Raw genomic sequence first — 26081 nt, forward strand, 5'->3', positions numbered from 1 at the left:
GGAATAAAATAGGATAAAACGTTAAGGTGGAACGAAGATGAATTATAAAGAGTTAATCGATAAAATGACACTAGAGGAAAAAGCTTCATTAATGTCAGGTGAGAATTTTTGGAATACTAAAGCAGTTGAACGGCTGAATATTCCAGCTATTATGCTAACGGATGGGCCTCATGGATTAAGAAAACAAGGGGGAAAGGCAGACCACTTAGGATTGAATAAAAGTTTACCTGCTACTTGTTTTCCGACCGCAGCTACTTTGGCAAACAGTTGGGATCGTTCATTATTGTTTGAAGTTGGTGAGGCTATCGGCAAAGAAGCGGCAAGTGAAAAGGTCAGTGTACTCCTAGGACCCGGTCTAAATATCAAGCGGAATCCTTTGTGCGGACGTAATTTTGAGTACTTTTCAGAAGATCCTTTTTTATCTGGAGAATTAGCCAGCGATATGGTGAACGGAATCCAATCACAAGGGATTTCAGCATGTCCTAAACATTATGCAGTCAACAGTCAAGAGCACATGCGGATGACAATTGATGAAATCGTGGATGAACGGGCATTAAGAGAAATATATTTAGAAGGATTCCGTAAAGTGATTGAAAAAAGTCGACCTAAAACAGTGATGTCTTCTTATAATAAAGTCAATGGGGTTTTTGCGAATGAAAATCAACATTTGATGAATGATATTTTATATGATGAATGGGATTTTGAGGGGGTAGTAGTGACTGATTGGGGTGGTAATAATGATCGTATCAAAGGTCTTAAGGCTGGTAATCAATTAGAAATGCCTGCTACCAATGGTATTACGGATCGTGAAATCGTGACGGCTGTAGAGACGGGTGATTTAAAAGAAGAGCTATTGGATCAAGCAGTTGATCATTTATTAAAATTAGTCTTTGAAACAGCTTTTGATTCAAATCAGCCAGAAGTTACAGTTGATTATGAAGAACAGCACCAAAAGGCCATAGATGCGGCCAAACGTTCGTTAGTGCTATTGAAAAATGAAGCGAAAATTTTACCATTAAGAACAACAGAACGCGTGGCCATTATTGGAGATTTTGCTGAAACACCTCGATATCAAGGGGCAGGAAGTTCATTAATCAATCCTTATAAAATCAGTAGTCCGCGAGCAATCTTAGAAGAAAAATTGAATGTAGTAGGGTTTGCCAAAGGATTCAAGCGAATGGGTGGGAAAAGTCAAGGCTTGCTGAAAGAGGCGATCGCATTAGCTAAAACAGCGGACAAAGTGTTATTGTTTTTAGGATTGGACGAAGGCAGTGAGGCTGAAGGAGTCGATCGGACCGATTTAAAGCTTCGGGAAAATCAGTTGCTTTTAATTTCTGAATTAAGTCAGATCACTTCTAATATCATTGTGATTTTAGCTGGCGGTGGTGCGATCGAAATGCCGTTTATCAATCATGCAAAGGGAATTGTGCACACTTATTTAGCGGGCCAAGGCTCAGCTGAAGCGTTGGCGGCCGTTCTTTTAGGCGAGTATAATCCTAGTGGAAAATTAAATGAAACTTTTCCTTTGAAGTATGAAGATGTTTCATCTGCTCCTTATTTTCCTGGCAAAGAGGCAACCTCAGAACATCGAGAGAGTCTTTTTATTGGGTATCGTTATTTTGATACAGTTGATCAAAAAGTATTATTTCCATTTGGTTTCGGATTATCTTATACTGATTTCACATACTCGGATTTAGTGGTAGAGGGGTTGTCTGTCCGATTTAAAGTTACAAATAGTGGTAAGGTTGCTGGAGAAGAAATAGCACAGCTTTATGTACAAAAAAAAGATTCTAAGATTTTCCGGGCGAAGCGAGAATTGAAAGGTTTTGAAAAAATTCATTTAGAACCAGGTGCAACTCAAGAAATTGTGATTCAGCTAAATGAGCAGGACTTTGCCTATTATAATACCCAGATCAAAGACTGGGCGGTTGAACCAGGAGCGTATGAGATTCAAGTGGGAAGTTCATTACTGACGATCTATCTACAGAAAAAGATTCAGGTAGCAGGGAGCAAATTTAGTGGTAGTAATGACAAAGAAGAATTCCCTAATTATTATACAGGCAATATCAAAGCAATCCCAGATCAAGAATTTTATCGACTATTAGGCTACAAACCACCAAGTCTTTTATGGGATCGAACAGCTGATTTAGGAATGAACGATACTATTGCTCAAGCTCAGTACAAAAACTGGCTGGGACGAAGTACTTATCGTTTCGTACTTTTCTTTAATAAGCTGTTTAATAAAATGAATAAACCTTTAACTGCCAACAATGTTTATTTTATTTTGAATATGCCGTTTAGACAAATTGAACGTTTTACAGGAGGCAAAATCAGTCAGAAAATGGTTACTAGATTTTTAAACAGGATCAATAAATAGTTGATAACTTAGAATGATTGAGACAGATCGAGTGTTAAGAACATCCAATGAAGAGGGGATATGACTCAGAGAGTTATGTTCCACTCACATTCATTGAGGTGTTTTTTTTGGTTAACTTTATTTTTAAATAGGTTGACAAAAAGAGGCGGAAAAGGTATTTTAAATAGAGAATATATATTGGAGGGAATCAATGAAAACAAATGATATCACCAGAATCGCTATTATGATCAGTATTATAATTGTCTTAGGCTTTTTTCCGCCGATCCCGATCAGTCTTTTACCAGTTCCAATCGTTATCCAAAATGCAGGTTTTATGCTGAGTGGTTTACTTCTGGGTAAAAAGAATGGCACGATTGCAACGTTGCTTTTTTTATTACTTGTTGCTATTGGTTTTCCTATTTTAGCGGGAGGCAGAGGCGGAATGACAGTCTTCTTCAGTGTGACAGCAGGATATCTTTTTGCGTATCCTTTTGCCAGCTTTCTAATTGGTTGGTTGAGTGAAAGAATTAATCCAAATAATCAGAAGCTTAGCTATGCTTTTGGCATCACGTTTCTTTTCGGCGCATTGTTTATTGACTTTTTGGGAGCTGTAGGTGTTAGCATATTATCTGATGTATCTCTATCTGCTAGCTTAGCTGGTAGTTTGGCTTTTATTCCTGGAGACACGATTAAAGCCTTTTTAGCTGCTGTTATTGCCAAGAGAATCTCGAAAAGTCTCGCACAAAGGAGCACATAATTTGGTGGAAATATATGGTTCAGTTGTCGATGATCAAGGACGATGTGTTCATTATGATTCTGCTGTGGATGTTGTCGCGAATAAATGTTTTCTTTGCAAAAAATACTATGCTTGTTTTCACTGTCATGATGAATTAGAAACACATAAGTTTATGCCGTGGCCCCTTGCAACAGATTCTAGTGAAAAAGTAGTAATGTGCGGAGTTTGCCAGTTTGAAATGACTGTAAATGAGTATAAGAAGCAGGGGAAGTGTTCAAATTGCGGACAATTGTTCAACCCGAATTGCTCAAAGCACAGCGCTATTTATTTTAGTTAAAGAAGGAATTGAGGTTGGGTCAGAAGTGTTTACCCCGAGAACCAAGTAGGTACCGTTCTACATCAGCTCACACTTCGCTGTGTTTCACAGGAATTTCAGCTTATTTCTGAAGGTGGGGGCTTCTGCTACCACCGTTTATTCAGATTTAGAGCCCTGAACAAAACTGATTTTTAGTTTTGTTCAGGGCTCTTTTTTATTCGGAAATCATTTGTCTGAGGAAAGTCTTTTTCATTTTTTGTCCAAGTACTTTGGACAAAACTACATTTTGATCTTCTTGTATCCTTTTAAGTGAGCGTTTACAATATAGGAGACAACAAAGTGTTGTCTAAGAGCAGATCTGCGCAGATCTAAAGACATTATATTTTAAGAAGTTTATTGGGCTTCAAGAGCTAATTTCTCGGGTCGAGACTAAACGAGCTCTTCAGCTTTTATGTTATCTAGCTTCAAGAGCTAGTCTCTCGGGAAAAAGATAAAAATGGAGTGAGCCAAAGAGCGCCTCAATCCATTTGTCCTATTTTCCATTCGAGACTAAACGAGCTCTTTCAGCTTTTATGTTATCTAGCTTCAAGAGCTAGTCTCTCGGGAAAAAGATAAAAATGGAGTGAGCCAAAGAGCGTCTCAATCCATTTGTCCTATTTTCCATTCGAGACTAAATGAGCTCTCTCAGCTTTTAATTTAGGAGGAAAAAGATGGAACAAACACATGGAAATCTAAAAGTGAAAGTTCAGCAATTCGGCAGTTTTCTTAGTGGAATGATTATGCCTAATATTGGGGCATTTATTGCTTGGGGGATTTTGACAGCTTTATTCATCCCAACAGGCTGGTTCCCTAATGAACAATTAAATGAAATAACAGGTCCGACAATTACTTATCTGTTGCCCATCTTGATTGGGTTTACAGGTGGGCGTCTAGTGTACGACATTCGTGGTGGAGTCGTTGGGGCAATGGTGACAATGGGAGTAATCACAGGTGCCGATATTCCAATGTTTCTTGGTGCAATGATAGTTGGACCAGCTGGAGCTTATTGTATTAAGAAGTTTGACGAGCTTGTTGATGGAAAAATCAAACCAGGCTTTGAAATGTTAGTTAATAATTTTTCTTCTGGTATCTTAGCTTCGATTTTAGCCATTATTGCTTATTTGATTGTCGGGCCTGCTGTAGAAGCTTTGAATAACGGTTTAGCAACGGGTGTTGGCTTCTTAGTAGAAAATGGCTTACTTCCTTTAGCGAGTATTTTTGTTGAGCCAGCTAAAGTGCTGTTTTTGAATAATGCGATCAATCATGGCGTAATTAGCCCGATTGCAATTGAGCAGGCTGCTGAAACTGGTCGCTCGGTATTGTTTTTATTGGAATCAAATCCTGGACCTGGATTAGGCATTTTGTTGGCATACACGTTTTTTGGTCGAGGAAGTGCCAAACAAACTGCACCAGGGGCTATCATCATTCATTTTTTAGGTGGAATTCATGAAATTTATTTTCCATATATTTTGATGAAACCAGCGTTGATTCTTTCAGCAATCGGCGGAGGAATGGCTGGTGTAATGACATTTTCACTATTTAATGCTGGATTAGTTGCACCAGCTTCACCAGGGAGTATTTTTGCAATTTTAGCAATGACTCCTCGTGATGGTTATTTAGGCGTATTTGCTGGAATCATCGTGGCAACGGTCGTTTCATTTGCTGTTTCAGCTGTTATCTTGAACACATCTAAGGCGACGGATCAAACGATTGAAGCGGCTTCTGAGAAAGCAAGTGCCTTAAAGGGTCGCAAGACAATAACTGTAGATGCGGGAACTAGTTTTTCAGCATCTGAAAAACTAAGTGATACAGTAGAGCTGCTTGCGAATACGAAAAAAATTATTTTTGCTTGTGATGCAGGAATGGGTTCAAGTGCGATGGGCGCCTCAGTCTTACGTAACAAAGTCAAAAAGGCTGGTTTGTCGATTGAGGTGGTTAACTCTGCTATTGCTCAGCTTCCAAATGATGCTGATATTATAATAACTCATAGAGATCTGACTACGCGAGCAAAAGAAAAAGTACCGCAAGCTTATCATGTATCTGTTGATAATTTTTTAAGCAGTACGAAATACGATGAATTAGTTGGAAAATTAACAGCAGTACAAACTTCTGTTTAAATAGGTAAATATTTCTAAAGGAGGAATTTCATGTATCTTTCAGCACGAGCTAGACTAATCCTGGAACAACTGTTGATCAATAATCGGCCAGTTTTTATTAAAGAGTTAGCAGAAGACTTGGGTGTCAGTGAGCGGACAATTCGGCGTGATTTAAAGGAAGTAGAGGCCACTTTAACTTCTTATCAGTTGAAACTGGTGAAAGAACAGGGGATTTTAACTTTAGAAGGACCAGACTCTGCTAGGCAAAATTTTCGTTGGCAATTGATGGATTTATCATATAACGAATATAGCCAGAAGAGCGTCAGCAAAAAATTCTTAAAGCGTTATTAAAAGAAGAGGGCTTGAAGTTAGTAGGATTAGCAAATGATTTAAATGTTACCATTTCAACAATTAGCAATGACCTGACTAGAATAGCAGAACGGCTACCTAAAACGGTTACTATTGAAAGAAAAAGGGGATTGGGTGTTTCTTTACAAGCCGATGAAGCACAAAAAAGAGGATTGTTAAGTGAACTATTTGGGAAGCAATTTCCAGATTACCAACTACTAAAATTTTTTCAAGAAAAATCCCGTACCGTAGCTACTAATGACCGAGTCGAAGGACGACTACTGGAGTTGGTCAGTGAAGAATTATTAGAAAAAGTCGAACACAATGTTCGTTTTTGGCGTATAAATAATCCCGATGAGATCAGTGATGAAGCCTATGCTAATTTGATCGTACATATTTCAATTTCGGTAGAACGGATGATTGCAGGAAACTTTATTCAATTATCTACAAGTAGTGATCAGATCCACTATCCAGAATTTGAAACGGCAAAACAATTGTTGGCTGCTATCTTAGAAATGGAACCAGAGTTTGTTCCAGAAGGCGAGGCAATCTATGTCACTTCTCATCTTAGAGGAGTAAAAATCACGCAAAGTAATACTCATCATTTGGAAAGTGAAGAATTAGAAGTGAGAGTTTTGGTTAACAGGCTGATTGAACAAGTGGAGCGTGAACTAGAGCAAGAGTTACCTAAGGAGCTTTTAAGTAAAGGGTTGATTGCTCACTTACGCCCTACAGTAAGACGTTTGCAGCAAGGAATGCGGATTTATAACCCACTAATCCATTCGATCAAACAAGATTATCCAGATTTGTTTAATGTTATTCGGCAGGCGTTCGATTCCGTCTATCAAGAGAGTGTTGCACCAGATGAGGAGATTGGTTATTTAGTACTTCATTTTGGCGCAGTACTCCTACAACTGGAAAGTGAGTATAGTTTTTCTGGATTAGTAGTGTGTGCTAGCGGAATCGGGACATCTAGAATGCTAGTCACTCGATTACGTCAACGAATCCCACAACTAAAAAAATTGGAAACAGTCTCTTTATTTGAACTAAGAAAAAAACAATCTGAGGGAGACTATCATGTGATCATTTCAACGATTGATTTAGGTCCAGTGGATTTTGATTATTTTTTAGTTTCGCCAATCTTGTCTGAAAGAGAGTTATCTCAAATCAGTGTATTTTTGAAAAGTTTGCATAGTGGATCCCACAAAAAAGTTGCAGATGAAAAAAAAGCTGTCGAACTTACTTTACTTGAAGCGACTCACTTTTTAGAAAAAAGGCAGCGATTTACATCAATTGTTCTTACTATTTTAGGCAATTTCAACTATTCCAAATTAAATGAACATCTAGGGACGACCGAAGATACGATTCGAGTCATATGTACGCAACTTTTGGAAAAGGAGCCTGGACTAGATATCGAAACACTAGTCAGAACTTTCCTAAATGATAGCACGTGGAAATCTTTTGGAATTCCAGGTACAAAGATCGGTATGTTCCATGCGCGTAATGAATCAATTAAGGAACCTGTCTTCCAGTTGTTTTCATTAGAAAAATCAATCTCGATCGAAACCATGGATCGGGCTGTGATAGCGGTTGACCGAATTGTTTTACTTTTAGTTCCAGAAAAGTTTTCACAAGAGGGTCTGGAAGTGGTTAGTCATATTAGTATGCTGTTTGTTGAGGATAAACAAATGATCCAGCTTTTAGAACAGGGAGTCAATGAAGCGATCACTACTTATTTTGTCCAAAAAATGCTCTCTTATTTAGAAACGATTTAACTTTGACAACAAATTCAATACTCAAGTTCAAGGAGGAGATAAAATGATCACATTAAAAAGAGAAGATATTGCTTTGAATCAAAGCTTTGATAATAAAAAATCTGCAATTGAAGCAGCAGGTCAACACTTGGTAAACCAAGGGTATGTAAGTGATGAGTATATTGATAAGATGATCGAACGAGATGAATTAACCACAACATATATTGGCAATATGGTAGCGATTCCTCATGGGACAGATGAGTCGAAACATTTGATCAATCGAACAGGAATCGTCATCTTACAAGTACCAGAAGGGGTTGATTTTGATGGGAACGAAGTGAAATTGCTGATTGGTATAGCAGGTCTAGGTGACGAACACTTGGAATTATTGGCTAGTATCGCTTTGGTTTGTTCTGAAATAGAAAGTGTCGAACAAGTGATTGCAGCCAAAACAGAGGCTAAGATCATTGAACTGTTCAAGGAAGAGGTGATGTCATGAAAAAAATTGCCGTTCATTTTGGTGCAGGGAATATTGGTCGGGGGTTTATTGGCTGGTTGTTAGTCCAAGCAGGTTATCAAGTGATTTTTGCTGATGTCGATGATCGTATCGTAAAAGAAATCAATACACAAGAACAATACGAAGTTATTCTGGCAAATGTTGAGCAGGAACAGTTCACTGTAAAAGGAATCAAAGCGGTCAATAGTGCGACGGATTCTGAAAAACTAGCAACTTATATCAGTGAAGCGGAAATTGTGACCACAGCGGTCGGACCAACTATTTTACCCAAACTAGCGGAAGTTATTGCTAAAGGGATAGAATCAAGGGTTGATACGAATCGACATTTGACGGTGATTGCCTGTGAGAACATGATTGGTGGTTCTGAAATCCTTCAAGCCGCTGTAATACCCTTATTAAGCTCGAAAGCTCAAAAATATGCTCATGAATTCATCGCATTTCCTAATTCAGCAGTTGATCGCATTGTGCCTAATCAAAAACATGAAAATCTGTTAACTGTAACAGTCGAACCTTTTTATGAATGGGTGGTGGAAAAGCCGGCGCAAGAAAAAAATGCTCCGAAGATTATGGGATTAAACTATGTGCCGGATTTAACCCCTTATATTGAACGAAAATTATTTACAGTCAATACAGGACATGCTGTGACTGCCTATTTTGGCCATATGAGAAATATCGACTCTATTGAAGATGCGATTCATAATGAAAAAGTTCTCTTTATTGTGCGGAGTGCATTAGAAGAAACAGGCGCTTTACTGGAGAAAAAATTCCAATTTTCTCATCAAGAACATCAAGCGTACATTGATAAAATCATTGAGCGCTTTAAAAATCCTTATGTTTCAGATTATGTGACACGTGTTGGTCGATCGCCGATTAGAAAAATAGGCGAGAATGATCGATTTATCCAGCCGGCAAGGCAATTTGTAGAAGCCTTTAATGAAACACCAAAAGCCTTAGCAATCGCAATTGCCGCAGCAATGAAATTTAAAGAACCTAGTGATGAAGAAGCATGCGCCTTGCAAGAGGCAATCAAGGAACAGGGTCTAGATAATACGATCGAACGATTTACTGGTTTGAAACCTTATACAAAATTATTTGAAAAAATTCGTACTTCTTATTATGAATTAGTATAATAACAAAGACAAGAGCTATTCAATGCGTTTTCTGCATTGAATAGCTCTTGTCTTTCTTACAAATTTTCAGTCACATTTTACTGAGTTAATTCTAATAGCTTGCTCTTTAAATCTTCTTCCATATGACCTAATTCGATTTCAGCAGCACGGCGTTTTTCTTTTCCTTCTTGCTGGATTCGTAAGGTTTCTTGGATTGTTTCAACTAAATCATTTTGTGTTTTTTGTAAGGTATCAATATCAACGATACCGCGCTCATTTTCTTTAGCCGTCTCGATTGCAGAGATTTTCAGCATTTCAGAATTTTTCTTCAATAGATCATTCGTCGTTTCAGATACTTGACGCTGCGCAGTAACAGCGTCTTTTTGACGTAATAGCGTCAATGCAATGACCACTTGGTTTTTCCAAAGAGGAATCGCAGTGTTGATTGAAGCTTGGATTTTTTCAGCCAAAGCTTGGTTTGTATTTTGAATCAAACGAATTTGTGGTGCTTGCTGAATCGTGATTTGACGAGCTAAACGTAAATCATGTGTTCGCTTATCTAAACGATCTAAAAATTGCGTGTAATCATTGGCGATTTGAACATCCATTTGATCACCAGATTCTTCCGCTTTTTTCATCGCTTCAGGGATGATCGTTGTCTGTAATTCCTCCATCTTCAATTCACCAGCTGCAATATAGATATTCAGAGCATCAAAATAGTCTTTATTTTTATTATATAGTTGGTCTAACATAAGATTATCTTTTAAAAGACCGTTTTTTTCATGGTCTAATTTGATTGAAATTTTATCGATTTGCGCACCAATTTTTTGGTATTTGGCAGTGATTTCAAAAACGGATTGCTTCACCTTACCAAGCATTTTTGAAAAGAAATTACCTTCACCAGCACGTAACTGATCTGGATTGGCTTCATTCAAACGATACATCAAATCGGTAAGCGAATCACCAACAGGACCAATATCTTGAGCTTGAACATGGTTTAACATCGATTGTGAAAATTCACTTAACTTTGTTTGAGCTGCAGAACCGTATGTAATGACAGCTTGAGAATCTTGAACATCGATTTTTGAAGCAAGTTCTCTTGCTTGGGCTTGTCTGTCTGCAGGTAGTTTGTCCACTAAGCGATTAGCGACTTGCTGCTCTTGCAAAGCTGAAATCTCACTTTGCTGAGTTGTAGTCAATGAATCGACTGGTGTCGAAAACGGATTATTTAATAAATCATCCAGTGTATCATTTACTGGGGTTACATTTTTTGGATCATTTTCCATTATGATTCCTCCTAAAATTAAAAGCATAGCGGACTTGTATAGTCCGCTTAGCCAGACGTATAAAAGTAACTATTCTTGATTGTTGTTACTTTCATTATCTCTTTTTAAACTATTTTTGGCAACGTTTATCTCTACATCTAGATCTTCTAGATCATCAGAGACAAATTGCTCGTAATCTTTTTTGATTAATTTAGATACTTGATCGATGATTTGAGCGCTTTCCTCTAATTTTTCATAGGTTTGTTTATTCTTGATCTCATGATCATCGATTTCTAAGTACTTACTAGTCAAATCAACTAAGTTGGGCAAGTGAGTATAAAGAAAGTGATTTGCTAAATGCAATTTTTTTGGTTCTTTCACTAATTCTTTAAAGAGTGCTTTTGAAACGCGTAATGTATCATTACGCAAATCGATCGCTCTTAATTTAGTAGAGGCACTCATATTTTCCTGCAGTTGAACGATTTGTTTTTTAGTTATGTTCATCGTGTCGCGGAAAAAATTGATTTCCTGATCAGTCATACCTAGGTTGGCATAATGCTCTTCTTTTGTTTTTGTGAGGTTAGGCAGTTGTTCCTCCACCCCAGTTTTTTCTTAGATCCAATAAAAAATAGAACCATAAGAATCAAAAGAACTACGGCGATGGCAGGAGTGTGTATATCAAGGGTAAGACGTAGAACGAAACCAACTAAAAATAAACAAGCAACTATTTTGATGAATTTTCCTTTTCTCATATTAAGTTCCCTCCAATCATTCATTTCATCGAAAGTTGTTAACCTCCGCTATATAAGTTATTTTAGCACATTCAGGTCAATAAAGAATATCAGTCCAAAGGTTGATTTTAATATTTAGAGAAAATGTAAGAAATGGCAAGGAAAAACAGCACTTTTTACTACTTTAGATGTAGAATGAATAGGTCTGTTCACAAAAAAGTCAAAAAGAAACATGAGAAAAAAAGTGAAACGTGAGGTATAATAGAAGATAACGATTAGGACTAAAGGAGAAAGATAGTGAAAAAATTTAAAATCATTACTATACTATTAGTAGGATTAGTGCTAACAGGTTGTTCTGGCTCTAAGGTAGTCGAAGAAGAAGATGATGATGACATTTATATAGAAGAAACAAGTTCTAGTGTGGAAGAGCTGGGCTCTTATGGAGATGATGAAGTCTTTTATGAACCACGGGATCCTTCAGCGACAAGTGAGGCAAAAGATGAAAACAAAGTTGCCACCGAAGAAACGAAAGAACAATCAAACGATGAAAAAGGAAAAGTAGAGGTAATCAAAACTAAAAATGGCGACTTTAAGCTCGAATTGACCGATGGCTGGGAATCAGTTGAATCAAAAGAATTAAGTGATAACGCAGACGTTAGTCTAAAAAATACAGCAAATGAAGCCTACTATATGGTTTTAAGTGAAGCGAAAAATGGCTTTGACAACTTTGATGGATTTAAAAATTCTGTAGATTTATCTGATCTTGGTGAAAGAACAGATGAGAAGAAAGAGACCATCAAATACAATGGGTTAAAAGGTGAACGTCGCACGTTTACCGCAACTAAAGAGGGTGTAGAGGTTTATTATATCTATGATTTAGTAGAAAGCAAAGATCATTATTTACAGTGTATCAGCTGGACCTTAAACAACAAAAAAGATGAAAATAAGGCTGATTTGATTAAAATCATGAACTCTCTAGCAGAATTGGCTAAATAAGTAGCTGAAAAGTAGTACAGAGTAAGAGAGAAGTAAAACTAGTCAGCTAGTGGTGCTTCTCTTTATTTGTATGGAAAAGTTACACCTGTCACAGCTTCTAAATACTGGTATAATTAAATAGGCTAATTTAGCATATAACACATAAATAGAAGCGATAATCATAAGAATCTTAATTTATAGCTGAGAAAGGATTCACAAAAAGAACGATAAGTGATAAAATTTCAAAATTAAGGTATTATATCCATAGAAAGATTGGTGAACTGCATGATGAACTTTGAAGAGTTTGAAGAAAAGACGATTTCTAGAAAAGAGATTTTTAAAGGACATATGATTGATGTTGTTTTAGACGAAGTGAGATTGCCAAATGGGGAGATGGGTACTCGTGAATTAGTTTTTCATCCAGGGGCAGTTGCGGTCATTCCGATTACAGCTGACAATAAAATGATCATGGTCAAACAATTTAGAAAACCCATGGAAAAAGTTCTTTTGGAAATTCCCGCAGGAAAAATCGATCCAGGGGAACAGGATCACCCAAAAAAGACAGCTGAAAGAGAACTAGAAGAAGAAACGGGGTATCGTGCGAATCAGTTTACCTTTGTGACTTCTATGTATGTATCACCTGGTTTTGCAAACGAACTCCTTCATATTTATTATGCTGAAGACTTAGAAAAAGTTCCTAATCCCCGTCCTCAAGATGATGACGAAGTTTTAGAATTATATACCTTGACATTAGACGAAGCGAAAGCGGAAATTGCTACTGGTCTGATTTGTGATGCAAAAACGATTTTTGCCGTACAATATTGGGAACTACAGCAACTAAAAAAGCTGCTGAAGGAGGATAAACGATGAGTAAAAGTCCGCTGGTTACTCGGACGGAATTACGGAGACGCAAAGAAGAAGCTGAAAAAGAAGCACAAAAAATATATGAACAAGAACAAAAAGAAGCTGATAAAGAGTACCGTAAAAAAGAAAAGGAAATATCTAATTTTTACCGTAAAGAGCATAAGAAGCAAAAAGAAATCACTAAATCGCGTTCAAATGAGCAGACAAAAATTCGTGAACGTAGCAATACGCTAACCAAAGCAATTATTGTTGTGGCTATTTTGTTGGCCATTGTAATATTTATAGTATTGAATTTATAGAAAAGAGGAAATTACAATGAAAATCGGTATTATCGGTGCTATGGATCAAGAAGTAAAAATTTTAAAAGAAACATTATCTGATGCTAGATCTTGGGAAAGAGCTGGTGCGTTATTCATTTCAGGTTCTTTAGGACGTCATGAAGTCATCGTAGTCCGTTCTGGAATTGGTAAGGTTTTATCTGCTGTAACGACAACGTTATTGATTCACCAATACGGTGTTAATATGGTGATCAATACAGGATCTGCAGGTGGTATTGGAAAAGGTCTTGCTGTAGGTGATCTAGTGATAGCTGATAAATTAGCCTATTTCGATGTAGATGTTACAGGATTTGGCTATAAACCAGGTCAATTACCAGGCATGCCTTTGTATTATGAATCAAGTGACTATTTAAAATTAGAAATGAAAAAGGCGGCAGAAAGTACTGGTATGTCCATCCATCATGGGTTGATCGTAACAGGAGATTCTTTTGTGAACGACAAGGAAAAAGTCAAGGAAATCATCAAAGATTTTCCAGAGGTACTCGCTTGCGAGATGGAAGGCGCGGCAATTGCTCAAGCAGCAGCACAATTCAATATTCCATTTCTCGTTGTTAGAGCAATTAGTGATACCGCTGATCACGAAGCTTCTCAAACCTTTGATGAGTTTATTGAAGAAGCCGGAGAAAAATCTGCAAAAATGGTGATTAATTTTGTGGAGCATCTTGTTTAAACAAGCAGACTTTTAAAGTGGAGGTTCTAGAATGAAAGCATTGATTTCAATCGATTATACAAATGATTTGTTGCAACAAATGGTGCGCTGACAACTGGCAGTGCCGGACAAGCCATCGAACAAGCTATTTTAGCTGTGACAGAAACATTTAATAAAAATAAAGATTTTGTGGTTTATGCTATCGATCGCCATGAATCAAACGATCCCTATCATCCAGAAAACGCGCTATTTCCACCACATAATATTGCGGGTACGAATGGTCGTAAGCTTTACGGAAAACTTGCAGATATTTATCAGCAAACGCGAGAATATGAAACGGTTTATTGGATCGATAAACGTCATTATTCCGCTTTTAGCGGCACGGATCTAGATATTCGATTGCGAGAAAGAGGTATTACAGAACTCCATTTAGTTGGTGTTTGTACGGATATCTGTGTATTGCATACAGCAGTAGATGCTTATAATTTAGGGTATCAAATCATTATCCACAAGAATGCAGTGGCTAGCTTTGATCCAATCGGACATGAATGGGCACTAAAGCATTTTAAAGAAACACTGGGTGCAGAAATAGTTGAATAGTAGAATAAATAAAGAAATAGTCGAAAAGTTATTGTGCTTTTCAACTATTTCTTTTTTTGTGAGGAAAAGGATAAAAAAACGTCACTATCTTTGTATTAAATGGCAAGTCAAGACTATAATGAAAAAAGAAACGAAAATAACTTATCATTCAGAATGGAAGTGATCGAATGCAGGTGCTAAAAAAAGAGGTTTCCGAGTTCGAACTGTTTTATGATCTGATTTTTGCGTATGCGATCAGTCGTGTTGCAGCAATCTTGTTTGTTGATGCAAATCAGATGCTCTCTTTCAAAAGTTTGGGAGAATTTTCAATGTTGACGCTGGTTTTTTGGACGATTTGGACATATCAAACGGTTTTTGCCAATCGATTTTCTATTAAAAACAAAATAAGTGCACTTTTTCTATTTTTTGATATGTTCTGGGTAATTATCTTGGCGCAAGCGATCAATGTTGATTTTGAAAAAACGCATTTTACTTTTGCAGGAGCAACATCAATTCTATTCTTCAGTATTGCGTTACAATATTACTTGAAAATGAGGAGTACTGAGGACCCTGTTGTCAAAAAAATGTGTTATCAGTTGGTCATAGTTTTATGTGCGAGTGGGGTGATCGGGTTTAGTACGATTTTACCGTGGGGAACTTATACTATCCGCTTTGTAGTATATGCTTTTTCTATCTTTATTCCGGCATTTTTTCCAATTGTTATGAAAAAAGCGTTAGCCGATTTTCCAACGAACTTTGGTCATTTGACTGAGCGTTATAATTTATTTACCCTGTTACTATTTGGTGAAGCAGTGATCGCTGTTGCTAGTACAATTGTTTTTAATAAGATAAGTATTGGTAGCGTCTTCTTCTTTTTAGTCGTCATTGTGATGTTTCTCTTTTACAATACTATATACAAGTCAGGTATGGATCGGCACAAGGCTACAGCAGGATTGATCTTGATCCACTCTCATTATTTGATTTTTGTCGGTTTGGGTTTGTCGATTGTTTTATATGAAAATTATGTAAATAATGACATCCAGCCACTCTTTTTCGTACTATGTCTGGCTGCTAGTTTGATTTGTTTTTTAGGTGGAACCCTTGTTAATATGATTATTTATACTAAAAAAGAACATAATTATCTGCCTTTTATTAGTAAAAGTGTCTTGTATTTTGCTGGCTGGATTATAGTAAGTTTACTGTTGCAGGATTTTATGGTACCATTTTTATTTGTTAATGTGGTATTTCTGTTATTTTTACTGTATAAAGTTAAGCAAGAACTTAAATAATCAATAGGTGTAAAATTAAAGCTGAGATAAGATGGTTGCTTCTGAAAGAGTTGTCTTCTCAGCGCCTTTTATTCGGTTTGAAAGCTCGAAACAAAACTGATTTTTTTAGTTTTGTTTCAGGCTTTTTTTGATTTAAGAAATAGTTAATAAATGGTTAAGAGATCAATTAAGAGATGCCTGATATAGTTAAGATGTTGAATGAAATGGAGCGAGTAATGATGAGTGAAACAGTATTGGCTTTAAAAAATGTGAGGAAAAATTTTGGTAAAGAAGAGGTTCTTAAAGGTGTTTCTATGGAAGTTAAAAAAGGGGATATATATGGTTTGGTTGGAAGAAATGGTTCAGGCAAAACAACAATCATGAAATTGGTTGCAGGTTTATCTGAACAAACATCTGGTGAAATTGTCCTTTTAGGCAAAACAAAACAATCAGGAGAGTATAACAAGGTCTTACAACGAATGGGTTCAATGATTGAAGAACCAACTGCTTTCAATAATTTGACCGCCTACGATAATATGAAAATCACGTGTATTCAAAATGGAATTCATGATTTAGTGGTTATTGAAGAAATGTTAGCCTTTGTAAACTTGGCCGACATGAAGAATAAAAAATTTAAACACTTTTCATTAGGAATGAAGCAACGTTTAGGGATTGCAATGGCCTTAGTCAACAATCCTGACTTTCTTATTTTAGATGAGCCAATCAATGGCTTAGATCCAATTGCGATAATTGAATTTAGAGAGATTATTGAACGAACCAATCGTGAGAAAAATACTACGATTTTGATTTCAAGCCATATTTTAACTGAACTTTATCATGTATCTACTCGATTTGGTTTTATTCATAATGGGCAAATAATCCAAGAAATAGCGAAATCAAAATTTGAGACTTCTAATACAGAAGCGATTGTTGTAAAAGTGGCAGATGTCAATAGAGCGGCTGTTGTATTGAGAGAACGAATCGGTGACCAATTCGAAGTAGTGCAGCAAGATGAAATTCATATTTTTTCTAAAGATTTACTAGTTAGAGAAATTAACTTGTTACTCGTAGTAAATGGTGTGATGGTAGATTTCATAGGAAAAAAAGAAAATAGTTTAGAAAGTTATTACACAAATCTCGTGAGTAATATGAAGGAGAAAAGCTAATGTTACGTTTGATACAAGCCGATTTTTACCGATTATTTCATTCAAAAAGTTTTTATGTTATTCTTTTAGCTATTTTTGGGATGGCAAGTATAGTACTTAGTTTTCATTTTTTTCCTGCAATTGGTCCGAATGAAGCAACATACAAGTTGGTATTAAAAATGAAGAATGAGGCATGGAACACAAAGGTTGCATTTCAAGGAGCACTCGCTACGTATCCTTTTTTAATTTACTTGTTTATCAGTTTTTTTATTATGAGTTCTGGTTACGAATTTTCCCAGAAATGTTATAAAAATACCTTAACTTCTGGAGTTAGTCGTGCCACATTTTGTATCGCTAAAAATACTGTGCAATGGTTGATGGTTACACTTGGTACAGCGATTTATTTTGGATTGATCTTTATTTTCTCTTACTTTAAATATGGTATGACAGATAGTGATAGTGGATCATTAGTCAATGATATGCTCTATGCAGGTTTTTGTTTGGCCCTTGGTATTAGTTTTATTTTGAGCTTAGCTAATATTATATTAATCATTACTACAAGCAATGTGGCAGCAACTGTTTTTATCGCCGTATCTCCTTTACTGATCCCAATGATCAGGCTAAATACTGGCTGGAACTGGGTAGTATATTTTGATTTTGTCACTCTTGCACAGTCTATGGCATTTTATGAACTTTTCGGAAAAGCGCTATTTCCTTATATAGTGGTATATATAGTGCTTATTATTTGCTCAACGACAATTAGCATAAGTGTTATTAAGAGAAAGGAATTATAGTTTAATGGTTGCTAAGGCTATCCAAAAAAATCGGAAGATAAAAACCTTAAATAACAGGTAAGGTATGAGTGGAATGGCAATAACATGAATAATAACGAGATAGATTTCGCAAAAGTCATCAAGTATATCGATGAACGATATTCAGAGATCGATTTAAAGGAACAAAACCTGTCAACGGCATTTGAACAAAAAAACATCTTAAATAGTGACGTAGAAATCAGTCAGTTTTTGATTTATTTAGGCTACTCTGAAGAAGGCGTCACGTATTATTTTGAACATGATATGGCCGCAGATATTTATTATGAAGTGTTTATGATCTTGTCTAGGTGGGACTTAATAAATTACTTGAATACAGAGGAACTATAGCGAGCAATTTAGAACAGATAAAAGGTTAAATAGTGAAAGTTATAGAGGTGGAAAAATGAAAAGATTAATGACAATTATGGGTATGTTAGTGTTGTTTTTACAATCAGGTTTAGTAGTCTATGCACAAGAAAATCAGAAAGAAGCAAGTGCAGATGAAACAATTGAAAAACAAGTGGATCAAATCATGGAGAAATATATTGGTAAAGAAATTCCCGGCGCGTCAATTGGAATCGTCAAAGATGGGAAAGTCATTTTAACGAAAGGCTATGGTGTCTCAGATATTGAGAAAAAAACCCCCGTTAATGGAGATACAACAGTTTTTGAAACGGCATCTGTTACGAAGGTTTTTACTTGGAGTATGCTCATGAAGCTTGCAGAAGAAGGGAAAGTCAAGCTAGATGCAGATATTCAGGAGTACTTGCCAAAAGGAACGCTGAACCTAGCCTTTGACAAAAAAATTACAATCTTAGATTTGATGAATCATACAGCTGGATTTGAAGAAAAACTTGAAGGTATGGACTTAAAAAATAAAAATCAATTAAAACCATTAAAAGAAACCATAACGAAGGAAAATCAACCAAAACAAGTCTACGAACCGGGAACAGTTACATCGTATTCCAATTATGGTGCTAACTTGGCTGGCTATATTATTGAACAAGTGACAGGTCAAGAGTATATGAAGTATATGAATCAAACGGTATTAAAACCGCTTCAGATGAATTATTCAACGTTTTCTATGATTTATGATGATCAGCCTCTAATAAAAGACAATAAAAGCTCAGGTTATTTATATGATGGTTCAAAATTTGAGAAAATGAACGTTGATCTTACGAATGATTTTCCAGCGGGTTCACTAAAATCGACAGCAACAGATATGACGCATGTTATGTTGGCTCTGTTGAATGATGGAGGAAAAACGCCCTATAATTTCTTTGAGCAAAAGGAAACGTCAAAACAGATGCAAGCACATTCTTATGGAATAGTACCAGGTGCACTAGGTAATGCTCATGGTTTTTGGGAAGAGGAAGTAGGCGGGAAACGCATCATCCAGCATGGTGGAAACTCAGGTGGTTTTTCTTCACAATTAAATTTAGTTCCAGAAGAGGGACTGGGGTATATCCTATTAACGAATCTTAATAATGAGGCAACAGGCATTCGAAATGAGTTAAATACATTATTAGTGGGCAATGAAAAGATAACTTTCGATTTACCATTGAAAAAAAGTTCAAATGATCAAAAAGTAGCAGGACGCTATCGAATGGCAAGACAACCCGTTTCAACTTTGGGGAAAGTAGCCTATATCATTGCAGATTTTGATATGGTCGTAAAAGCAAATAAAGAAGGTGGCATCAATGTCACATCACCTCAATCGAAAAAAGGCATTTATTATGTGGAAGTCAAGCCAGGTATCTATCAAAAAATTCAAAAGGGCTCCAAGGATAAATACCTGTATTTTAAACTAAATGACAAAGGGCAAGTTCTTACCGCTGGCAATGGTATGACGACTGACTCATTACCAGTATCTTTTCTGGATACACAATTATTTAACTTTATTACCTTTGGTGTTTCCTTTGCAGCTTTTTTAGGGTCGTTGATTTATCTGTCAGTTAAGTTTGTCAAACAAAAACGTAGAAAGAAAGTTGCTGGATGGTCAAGAAACTACACTGTACTTGCAGTCTTTTCAACAGTTGGGTTACTTGTGATGATTACAGCTGTTGTGATGATATTTAAATATGCATCGAATCTTTCGATTGTCTTTTCTTCAATGCAACCGTTATATTATATAAATTGTTTATTACCACTCTTTACCATTGGGATGATCATTTGGCTAGCTAGGACTTGGCGTAAAAATGAAACAAAATGGCTGACGATTTTCTTGATTCTAATCGGTTTAATCACTACTCTACAATTTTATAATGTCCATTTATTCTTTTAAAGAGGTCAAATCTTACTAGTAAAACGAGTGTTAATTTTAACTTAAATTGAACTTTAGAGATTATAGTGAGTTAGCAATGATGAAGCTGTATATTGCTCCTAATAAAATTTATTATCAGTCTATCCTTGGATCTGGTAGTGCAGTTTTGGATCACATTATCTCCACCATACTCAATCAAAAACAATCGCAGATAACTTAAAAAAATTTATGAACGAAAAATAAATAAGTATAAAAAAATCAAGCCGGTTTTTGATATATTCTATCAAAACTGTGCTTGATTTTCTTTTATAGCCCAAACGATTTTTCTGAATGGTTTTTTAAGGTCAAAACTAAGTGAAACTCATTGTTCTCTGCATGCAACGTAACCTCGCTATGGAGTAAACTTGCCAACTCTTTAATAATACTTAAACCTAACCCCGTACTCTTATTCGATCTTGATAAATCTTCTGTGAAAAAACGGTCAAAGAAAATTTGGACATTTTCTACTGGCTTTAATAAACCATTAGAAAATCTAATTTGAATATCATCCCCATTATTTTCTAATACAATATGGGCATAATCTTTGCCGTGTTTTAGGATATTACCTAAAATGTTTTGAATCAATCGTTGGAACACTGAAACATCTAAGAGTAGTTTTTGGTGTTCTTGAATTTGTAAGTCTAAATGGATTTGCTGTTTTTCAAATTCTTCGTAATAAGTAAAAAGATTCTCTTGTAAAAATTCAGATACATCGACGATTTCCAGATTTAATTTGATTGTTTTTTCTTGAATCAAATTATACTCCATTAAATAACTCAAATAATGAGAGATATCCATTAAACTAGTGTCGATTTTTCCTAAGATTTCTTTATGTTCTTCTCTTTCAATTTCTTTTAAAAGAAGCTGTGTGTAGCCAGATGAAACGGTTAGAGGCGTTTTTAAATCATGTGTTAAATTTGTTAGGATCTTTTGGACCTCTTTTTCCTTTTGCCGTTGTTGTTGATAAAATGATTTGTTTTTCTTAATTAGAAGATTGTTTTTAGATAGTAAATGTTTAATCAGTTTATTTTTTGAAGTAGAGGTCAGCTCTGCGTTTGTTTCATGTTCAGTGATATAGGTCAGCTGGTTAACAATGTGTCGTAGTTCATTTAAAATGAAAATAAAATAACCGCTCACTACTAAAAAAAGTAATGCAAATAATAATGTCCACTTCATCGAATCAATCCTCCTTTGATAGGCGAATACCGGTGCCCCAGATCGTTTCGATGTATTCTTCATTAGGATCTAATTCTTTCAATTTTTTTCTGAGGGAACTAATATGGACATTTACAGTATTTTCCCCGCCAATATAAGCATCATGCCAGATAGCTTCATATAAATTAGCTTTAGAGTAGATCTTATTTGGATGCCGCAATAATAACTCTAATAGTTGAAATTCTTTATTAGAAATCGTCAAAGTATTTTCATTGATGAGTGCTTCAGAGTATTCAGTATCTAATCTTAAATTTTTATGTATGAGGAGTTGTTTTTCTTTTATAGAAGTCTGATGTGTGTGGATCTCGATCCTTGCTTCTAATTCTTCGATATGAAAAGGTTTCGTCACGTAATCATTGGCGCCATTACGCAATAACTCGACCGTTTTTTCTTTAGTATCGATGGCTGTAAGAATGATGATCGGAACATCGGATGTCTTTCTGATAGTCTGCAGCACACTTTCTCCAGTAACACCAGGGAGCATCAAATCAAGCAAAATCAAATCATAAGAATGGCTGAGGGCTTCCAAAATCCCTTCTGTACCTGATTGTTTTACAGATAGTTTGTATTTGTCCTTAAATAAAAGACGAACTAAGTCACAAATATTTTGATCATCTTCGATCAGTAAGATTTTTTTCATCAAGTTTATTTCTTTCCCCCTTTCTCTTTTAAATAAGCAATTTTATGTTTTCTCGTTAATTTTTTAAATGCATACTCTGCTTTGGTTGCTTCACTGCGGCTGCTAAATTTCTCAATATGGATCATTTTTGCAGGTAAGCGGGAGGGAAGCCGCGTATACTTTGCTCCAGTCCCACTGTTGTGTTCTTTTAAACGCCTTTTTGGATCTGTTGTGTAGCCACCATAAAAGGTGTTGTCTTTACAATAAAGAACGTAAAAATAATGATCATTCTCCATATAACATCGCCTTCATTTCTGGTAAATAATTGTTTTGTTCATCATAGGTATATAACGGTGGTAAAACGCGAAAACCGTCCTTTTTCCCTTGTTTAATCCCTTCGATCAATAAAGTATTGGCTTCTTTTCCAATTTTAGGATAAATGAAACGTACGCGTTTGGGGGCGATATTAGCAGACTCCATTGCATGTAGAATGTCTAAAAAGCGGTCAGGCCGATGGACCATTGCCAGACGGCCATTTGTTTTTAAGAGTTTTGCCGATACTGCAACAACTTCATCAAGAGTGGTATGTATTTCGTGACGGGCGATCGCTAAGTGAGGGTTAGGATTTTTTTGACTTGTTGGTAGTTCTTTAAAATAAGGCGGATTGCATAGAACTAAATCAACGGAGTCTGGTTTTACAACAGTTGTTGCTAGTTTTAAATCTAATTCAAGCATAGTCATTTGGTCTTCCAAATGATTCAACTGAATACTTCGTTTGCCCATGTCAGCTAATCGCTCTTGGAGTTCGATTTGTTTTATTTTCGCCTTCGTTTTTCGACTGGCAAATAAACCAACAGCACCATTTCCAGCACAAAGATCAACAATTAAACCATTTTTAGGAAATAAGGGGAAATTTGCGAGTAAAACAGCATCAATTGAGAATGAAAAAACTTCTTTACTTTGAATGATCTGAATATCATCTGCGAATAATTGATCGATTCGTTCACCGGGCAATAACATGTACAATTCATTCCTTTAACTTTTTTTTCGATTTAAATTTTTTTGACTAAATAATATTTGGTTGTGCCCGTAAATGGCGTATTGTCGAGTTTGCCAAAAACGTGGTAGTCAAATTTTTCATAAAACGTCTTCGCTTGATAATCTTGTGTATGAATCGTGATAAGTGACGAGCCTTCTTTTATAGCAAACTGTTCTGCTTTTTGAAGTAACTGGCTACCATAACCTTTACCACGATAGTCTTTATTAATTGCGAGTAAAGAAATATGTGTAGCGTTCATCCACTTATTCGCTGTAATACCACCGATATAATGTTGATCATCATAAAGGGCAATAGAGAATGCTGTATTTTGTTCAGCAGGAATTTTTTTGATTTCTTCTTGATTTTTAGAAAGCAACGCAATCAATTCAGTCTCATTTTCATCTTTAGGCAGGGGTTTAAATTCAATCATAAACGAAGTCCTCCATTTTTTTTAAGCGCTTTGATGGAATCAAAGGTACCCTTATATTATACTACGATTAAGATACAGAAGAAACATCTGAAAAAGACTTGTCAAAAGTGTTCGTTTTCGGCATACTTATAGCTAGTGAAAAGAAAGGAAGAAGAACATGTTTTTTACATTTATGCGTGGCGTTGTCCGGGTCGTTTTGTTTGTTATCAACGGCAATGCACATTATGAAAAGAAAGACCGTATTCCTCAAAATGAAAATTATATTTTAGTAGCACCTCATAGAACTTGGTGGGAACCACTATATCTGGCTGTTGGCGGATCACCGAAAAAGTTTAGTTTTATGGCGAAAAAAGAACTATTCAAGAATCCATTTCTTAGTTTTATTTTAAAACATGCGAATGCCTTTCCTGTCGATCGGGAAAAACCAGGACCAAGCGCTATCAAAACACCAGTCAAAACGCTGAAAAATACTGATTTAAGTTTGGTCATGTTTCCAAGTGGTACGCGCCATTCATCTGAATTAAAAGGCGGTGTAGCATTGATAGCTAAGATGGCGAAAGTTAGTATCGTTCCAGCTGTGTATCAAGGACCTTTAACGTTGAAAGACTTATTTAAACGTCGTCGCGTGACTGTGCGTTTTGGCGAACCGATCGATGTCAGTGACATTGCCAAAATGGATAAAGAGGGGATTGCGGAAGTTGAACGTAGAATGCAAACTTCATTTGATCGTTTAGATCAAGAAATCGATCCTAATTTTAAATATGAAGTGAAAGAATAGCAAAGAACGAATCAAAACATTCTCCGTTTTGGTTCGTTCTTTTTAGTATGTGCTGGTCAAGATGCTGAGTATCAGTTCCTACAGCTTTTTAAAGTTTTCCATCGGTGCAGGTGTATCTTCATAGTATTGAGTAGTGGTGAAATCTGTTGTATAGTGCATCACACTATTGAATGATTCTTTTAGATAAGCCTGCATAGCGCTTGGGATCCTCAATTCTTCAATATCCAAAGGACTTACTTTAGTGCGAATGCTAGCCAGATCGTCTGACTCCACTTTTTGTACCCACTGAGGCTCGCGGAGTAATTCTCGACCAATTGCTACAAAATCCGCACCGTCTTCTATAACTTTTTCCGCTTCTTCAGGCTGCTCGACAGATCCGATACCGATCAGGGGAACGATCCCTTTCGTTCTAGCTGAAAATTGAGAAATCAATGTTGCTTTATTTGTTTCATCATTTAAAGAAGTTCGTTTGTAATTGCCAATTGATAAATGGATATAATCAACCTTATCTTTGATTTGATCGACTAAATACAAGGAGTCATCTAGGCGGATACCTGGTGTTTCGATTTCTTCTGGTGACAAGCGATAACCAACTACGAATGGATTTTGAGCTTTCTTTTTGACCATTTGATTGACGGCTTCAATAACTGATAACGGAAATTTCAAGCGTTTTTCTAATGATCCGCCCCAGTCATCTGAGCGCTGGTTTGAGTTTTCAGAAAAAAATTGTTGTAGTAAATAAGTATTTGCTCCATGCAATTCAACGCCATCAAATCCAGCAACGATTGCGCGTCGAGTTGCTTCAGCAAAATCTTTTATGATTTGGACAATTTCTTCATGAGTTAACGCCCTAGGCATTTCAGAATCGGCAGGATAGCTCGCTTTGAGAGCACTCGCGCTAACTGGCTGTTCCCCTCTCAAAATACTGCTAGTTGACTTTCTGCCAGCATGAAAAATTTGTAAAATGGCTTTGGTTCCCTCTTGTTTGATTGCAGCAGCAAGTTTTTGTAGGCCGGGGATCATCTCATCGCTAGTAACAGATAATTCCCCTTCAAATCCTTTGCCGCTTTCACTGACATTTGCAACGCCAGTTATGATCATGCCTGGACCGCCTGCGCGCATCGCGTAATAAGCAATTTCATCTGACGTGACCATCCCGTTGTGAAAGCTGGACTGAGTGGTCATAGGAGGCATTACAACTCGATTTTTGACAGATAGTCCATTAGAAAATAAATAACTAGATAAAAAATTTGGGGACATAGTATTCGCTCCTTTGTGTTTGTAGAGAAATGTTTTTTGTTATTCTTCTCTGTAAATGCTAGTATAAATGTTAAGTAAAAAGTAACAAGTACCTACTTTTAAGTGCTATAGTAACTGAAAAGTAATAATAGTGAAGGGTGAAAGGGATGGTAATATGAAAAAAGTTTATTACATGTCTATTGAAGCAACTTTGGAGGTTATCGGAGGGAAATGGAAGCCGAGTATTTTATGTCACTTAGGTAACGGTACAATGCGGACAGGAGAACTAAAAAAGCACATTCCTCAAATTACACAAAAAATGCTGGTGCAGCAATTACGAGAATTGGAAACGGACCAGATTATTACTCGTAAAATATATAACGAGGTGCCGCCCAAAGTAGAATACTCATTAACTGAAGAAGGGAAATCATTGAGAGAAATCTTGATAGCTATGTCTGTTTGGGGTGAAAAGAGAGTACAAAATCTGATTGAGACTGGAAATGATGTTGAGCTTTTAAGTGAAAATTATTCGGGCTTTTTAAACTATTAAACTTAACTATAG

The 26081-nt window shown here is 36.2% G+C and carries 26 protein-coding genes and 2 pseudogenes; 20 read left to right on the forward strand and 8 right to left on the reverse strand.

Features of this window, described 5'->3' with window-relative positions; genetic code table 11:
* Positions 1 to 37: 37 nt before the first annotated feature.
* From V192_RS0100115 to V192_RS0100145, 8 genes are all read left to right on the forward strand, one after another.
* Positions 38 to 2377, forward strand: a complete 2340-nt coding sequence (locus tag V192_RS0100115) for a beta-glucosidase (protein WP_025868393.1) — start codon at positions 38 to 40, stop codon at positions 2375 to 2377.
* Positions 2378 to 2567: 190 nt separating this feature from the next.
* Positions 2568 to 3113 carry a biotin transporter BioY gene (locus tag V192_RS0100120; protein WP_025868394.1) on the forward strand — a complete coding sequence of 182 codons (546 nt, stop codon included), beginning with the start codon at positions 2568 to 2570 and terminating at the stop codon, positions 3111 to 3113.
* A 4-nt stretch (positions 3114 to 3117) separates the two neighbouring features.
* A complete protein-coding gene (locus V192_RS0100125; RefSeq protein WP_082265964.1) occupies positions 3118 to 3429 on the forward strand; it encodes a CHY zinc finger protein in 312 nt (103 codons plus the stop codon).
* Between the two features lie 689 nt (positions 3430 to 4118).
* On the forward strand, positions 4119 to 5564 hold the full coding sequence (locus V192_RS0100130) for a PTS mannitol transporter subunit IIBC (protein ID WP_025868396.1): 1446 nt from the start codon (positions 4119 to 4121) through the stop codon (positions 5562 to 5564).
* Positions 5565 to 5594: 30 nt separating this feature from the next.
* Positions 5595 to 5894, forward strand: a complete 300-nt coding sequence (locus V192_RS21780; protein WP_239644524.1) for an HTH domain-containing protein — start codon at positions 5595 to 5597, stop codon at positions 5892 to 5894.
* Positions 5895 to 5905: 11 nt separating this feature from the next.
* A complete protein-coding gene (locus V192_RS18825) occupies positions 5906 to 7666 on the forward strand; it encodes a BglG family transcription antiterminator (RefSeq protein ID WP_239644525.1) in 1761 nt (586 codons plus the stop codon).
* 43 nt (positions 7667 to 7709) lie between these two features.
* Positions 7710 to 8144, forward strand: a complete 435-nt coding sequence (locus V192_RS0100140) for a PTS mannitol transporter subunit IIA (RefSeq protein WP_025868397.1) — start codon at positions 7710 to 7712, stop codon at positions 8142 to 8144.
* Positions 8141 to 9292, forward strand: coding sequence for a mannitol-1-phosphate 5-dehydrogenase (locus V192_RS0100145; protein ID WP_025868398.1), 1152 nt, complete (start codon positions 8141 to 8143; stop codon positions 9290 to 9292). The genes V192_RS0100140 and V192_RS0100145 overlap by 4 nt, the downstream gene beginning before the upstream one ends.
* Before the next feature lie 77 nt (positions 9293 to 9369).
* Here V192_RS0100145 and V192_RS0100150 read toward each other — a convergent pair whose 3' ends face one another.
* Together V192_RS0100150 and V192_RS18830 are read right to left on the reverse strand one after the other, a co-directional pair.
* The gene (locus V192_RS0100150) at positions 9370 to 10557 is read right to left on the reverse strand and encodes a toxic anion resistance protein (RefSeq protein ID WP_025868399.1); all 1188 of its coding nucleotides are present in this window, start codon (positions 10555 to 10557) and stop codon (positions 9370 to 9372) included.
* A 69-nt stretch (positions 10558 to 10626) separates the two neighbouring features.
* Positions 10627 to 11288: pseudogene (locus tag V192_RS18830) on the reverse strand (5-bromo-4-chloroindolyl phosphate hydrolysis family protein).
* A gap of 276 nt (positions 11289 to 11564) precedes the next feature.
* Between V192_RS18830 and V192_RS0100160 the strand changes: the two are divergent.
* From V192_RS0100160 to V192_RS0100205, 10 genes and pseudogenes are all read left to right on the forward strand, one after another.
* Complete coding sequence (locus V192_RS0100160) at positions 11565 to 12263, forward strand: hypothetical protein (RefSeq protein WP_025868400.1); 699 nt, start codon at positions 11565 to 11567, stop codon at positions 12261 to 12263.
* Positions 12264 to 12527: 264 nt separating this feature from the next.
* On the forward strand, positions 12528 to 13112 hold the full coding sequence (locus V192_RS0100165) for an NUDIX hydrolase (RefSeq protein WP_025868401.1): 585 nt from the start codon (positions 12528 to 12530) through the stop codon (positions 13110 to 13112).
* Positions 13109 to 13405 (forward strand): cell wall synthase accessory phosphoprotein MacP, encoded by a 297-nt coding sequence (macP, locus tag V192_RS0100170; RefSeq protein ID WP_025868402.1) that lies wholly within the window; start codon positions 13109 to 13111, stop codon positions 13403 to 13405. Before V192_RS0100165 ends, macP begins: the two co-directional genes overlap by 4 nt.
* Before the next feature lie 16 nt (positions 13406 to 13421).
* Entirely contained in the window at positions 13422 to 14114 is a 693-nt protein-coding gene (locus V192_RS0100175; protein WP_025868403.1) for a 5'-methylthioadenosine/adenosylhomocysteine nucleosidase, read from the forward strand.
* Positions 14115 to 14145: 31 nt separating this feature from the next.
* Positions 14146 to 14693 (forward strand): annotated as a pseudogene (locus tag V192_RS18835) (cysteine hydrolase family protein).
* Positions 14694 to 14860: 167 nt separating this feature from the next.
* Positions 14861 to 15961: a low temperature requirement protein A gene (locus tag V192_RS0100185; RefSeq protein WP_025868404.1), complete on the forward strand. Its 1101-nt coding sequence runs from the start codon at positions 14861 to 14863 to the stop codon at positions 15959 to 15961.
* 173 nt (positions 15962 to 16134) lie between these two features.
* Positions 16135 to 17106 carry an ATP-binding cassette domain-containing protein gene (locus V192_RS0100190; protein WP_239644526.1) on the forward strand — a complete coding sequence of 324 codons (972 nt, stop codon included), beginning with the start codon at positions 16135 to 16137 and terminating at the stop codon, positions 17104 to 17106.
* Entirely contained in the window at positions 17106 to 17879 is a 774-nt protein-coding gene (locus tag V192_RS0100195) for an ABC transporter permease (RefSeq protein WP_025868406.1), read from the forward strand. The genes V192_RS0100190 and V192_RS0100195 overlap by 1 nt, the downstream gene beginning before the upstream one ends.
* 84 nt (positions 17880 to 17963) lie before the next feature.
* Positions 17964 to 18245 (forward strand): hypothetical protein, encoded by a 282-nt coding sequence (locus V192_RS0100200; RefSeq protein ID WP_025868407.1) that lies wholly within the window; start codon positions 17964 to 17966, stop codon positions 18243 to 18245.
* A 55-nt stretch (positions 18246 to 18300) separates the two neighbouring features.
* Entirely contained in the window at positions 18301 to 20181 is a 1881-nt protein-coding gene (locus tag V192_RS0100205) for a serine hydrolase domain-containing protein (RefSeq protein ID WP_025868408.1), read from the forward strand.
* A 285-nt stretch (positions 20182 to 20466) separates the two neighbouring features.
* Here the strand turns inward: V192_RS0100205 and V192_RS0100210 are convergent, their stop codons facing one another.
* From V192_RS0100210 to V192_RS0100230, 5 genes are read right to left on the reverse strand one after another with little or no spacing between them, the layout of a single operon-like run.
* Positions 20467 to 21375 carry a sensor histidine kinase gene (locus V192_RS0100210; protein WP_025868409.1) on the reverse strand — a complete coding sequence of 303 codons (909 nt, stop codon included), beginning with the start codon at positions 21373 to 21375 and terminating at the stop codon, positions 20467 to 20469.
* Positions 21376 to 21379: 4 nt separating this feature from the next.
* Positions 21380 to 22054, reverse strand: a complete 675-nt coding sequence (locus tag V192_RS0100215; protein ID WP_025868410.1) for a response regulator transcription factor — start codon at positions 22052 to 22054, stop codon at positions 21380 to 21382.
* Between the two features lie 5 nt (positions 22055 to 22059).
* Positions 22060 to 22329 carry a GIY-YIG nuclease family protein gene (locus V192_RS0100220; protein WP_025868411.1) on the reverse strand — a complete coding sequence of 90 codons (270 nt, stop codon included), beginning with the start codon at positions 22327 to 22329 and terminating at the stop codon, positions 22060 to 22062.
* The gene (locus tag V192_RS0100225) at positions 22319 to 23053 is read right to left on the reverse strand and encodes a tRNA1(Val) (adenine(37)-N6)-methyltransferase (protein WP_025868412.1); all 735 of its coding nucleotides are present in this window, start codon (positions 23051 to 23053) and stop codon (positions 22319 to 22321) included. Before V192_RS0100225 ends, V192_RS0100220 begins: the two co-directional genes overlap by 11 nt.
* A 32-nt stretch (positions 23054 to 23085) precedes the next feature.
* The gene (locus V192_RS0100230; RefSeq protein ID WP_025868413.1) at positions 23086 to 23502 is read right to left on the reverse strand and encodes a GNAT family N-acetyltransferase; all 417 of its coding nucleotides are present in this window, start codon (positions 23500 to 23502) and stop codon (positions 23086 to 23088) included.
* A 157-nt stretch (positions 23503 to 23659) separates the two neighbouring features.
* Here V192_RS0100230 and V192_RS0100235 point away from each other — a divergent pair, with 157 nt between their 5' ends.
* A complete protein-coding gene (locus V192_RS0100235; protein ID WP_025868414.1) occupies positions 23660 to 24280 on the forward strand; it encodes a lysophospholipid acyltransferase family protein in 621 nt (206 codons plus the stop codon).
* A gap of 78 nt (positions 24281 to 24358) precedes the next feature.
* Here the strand turns inward: V192_RS0100235 and V192_RS0100240 are convergent, their stop codons facing one another.
* On the reverse strand, positions 24359 to 25540 hold the full coding sequence (locus V192_RS0100240) for an NADH-dependent flavin oxidoreductase (protein ID WP_025868415.1): 1182 nt from the start codon (positions 25538 to 25540) through the stop codon (positions 24359 to 24361).
* 154 nt (positions 25541 to 25694) lie between these two features.
* Between V192_RS0100240 and V192_RS0100245 the strand changes: the two genes are divergently transcribed.
* Complete coding sequence (locus V192_RS0100245) at positions 25695 to 26069, forward strand: winged helix-turn-helix transcriptional regulator (protein WP_025868416.1); 375 nt, start codon at positions 25695 to 25697, stop codon at positions 26067 to 26069.
* Positions 26070 to 26081: the final 12 nt, after the last annotated feature.

It is taken from the genome of Enterococcus crotali (assembly GCF_000633635.1).
Classification (GTDB): Bacteria; Bacillota; Bacilli; order Lactobacillales; family Enterococcaceae; genus Enterococcus_L; species Enterococcus_L crotali.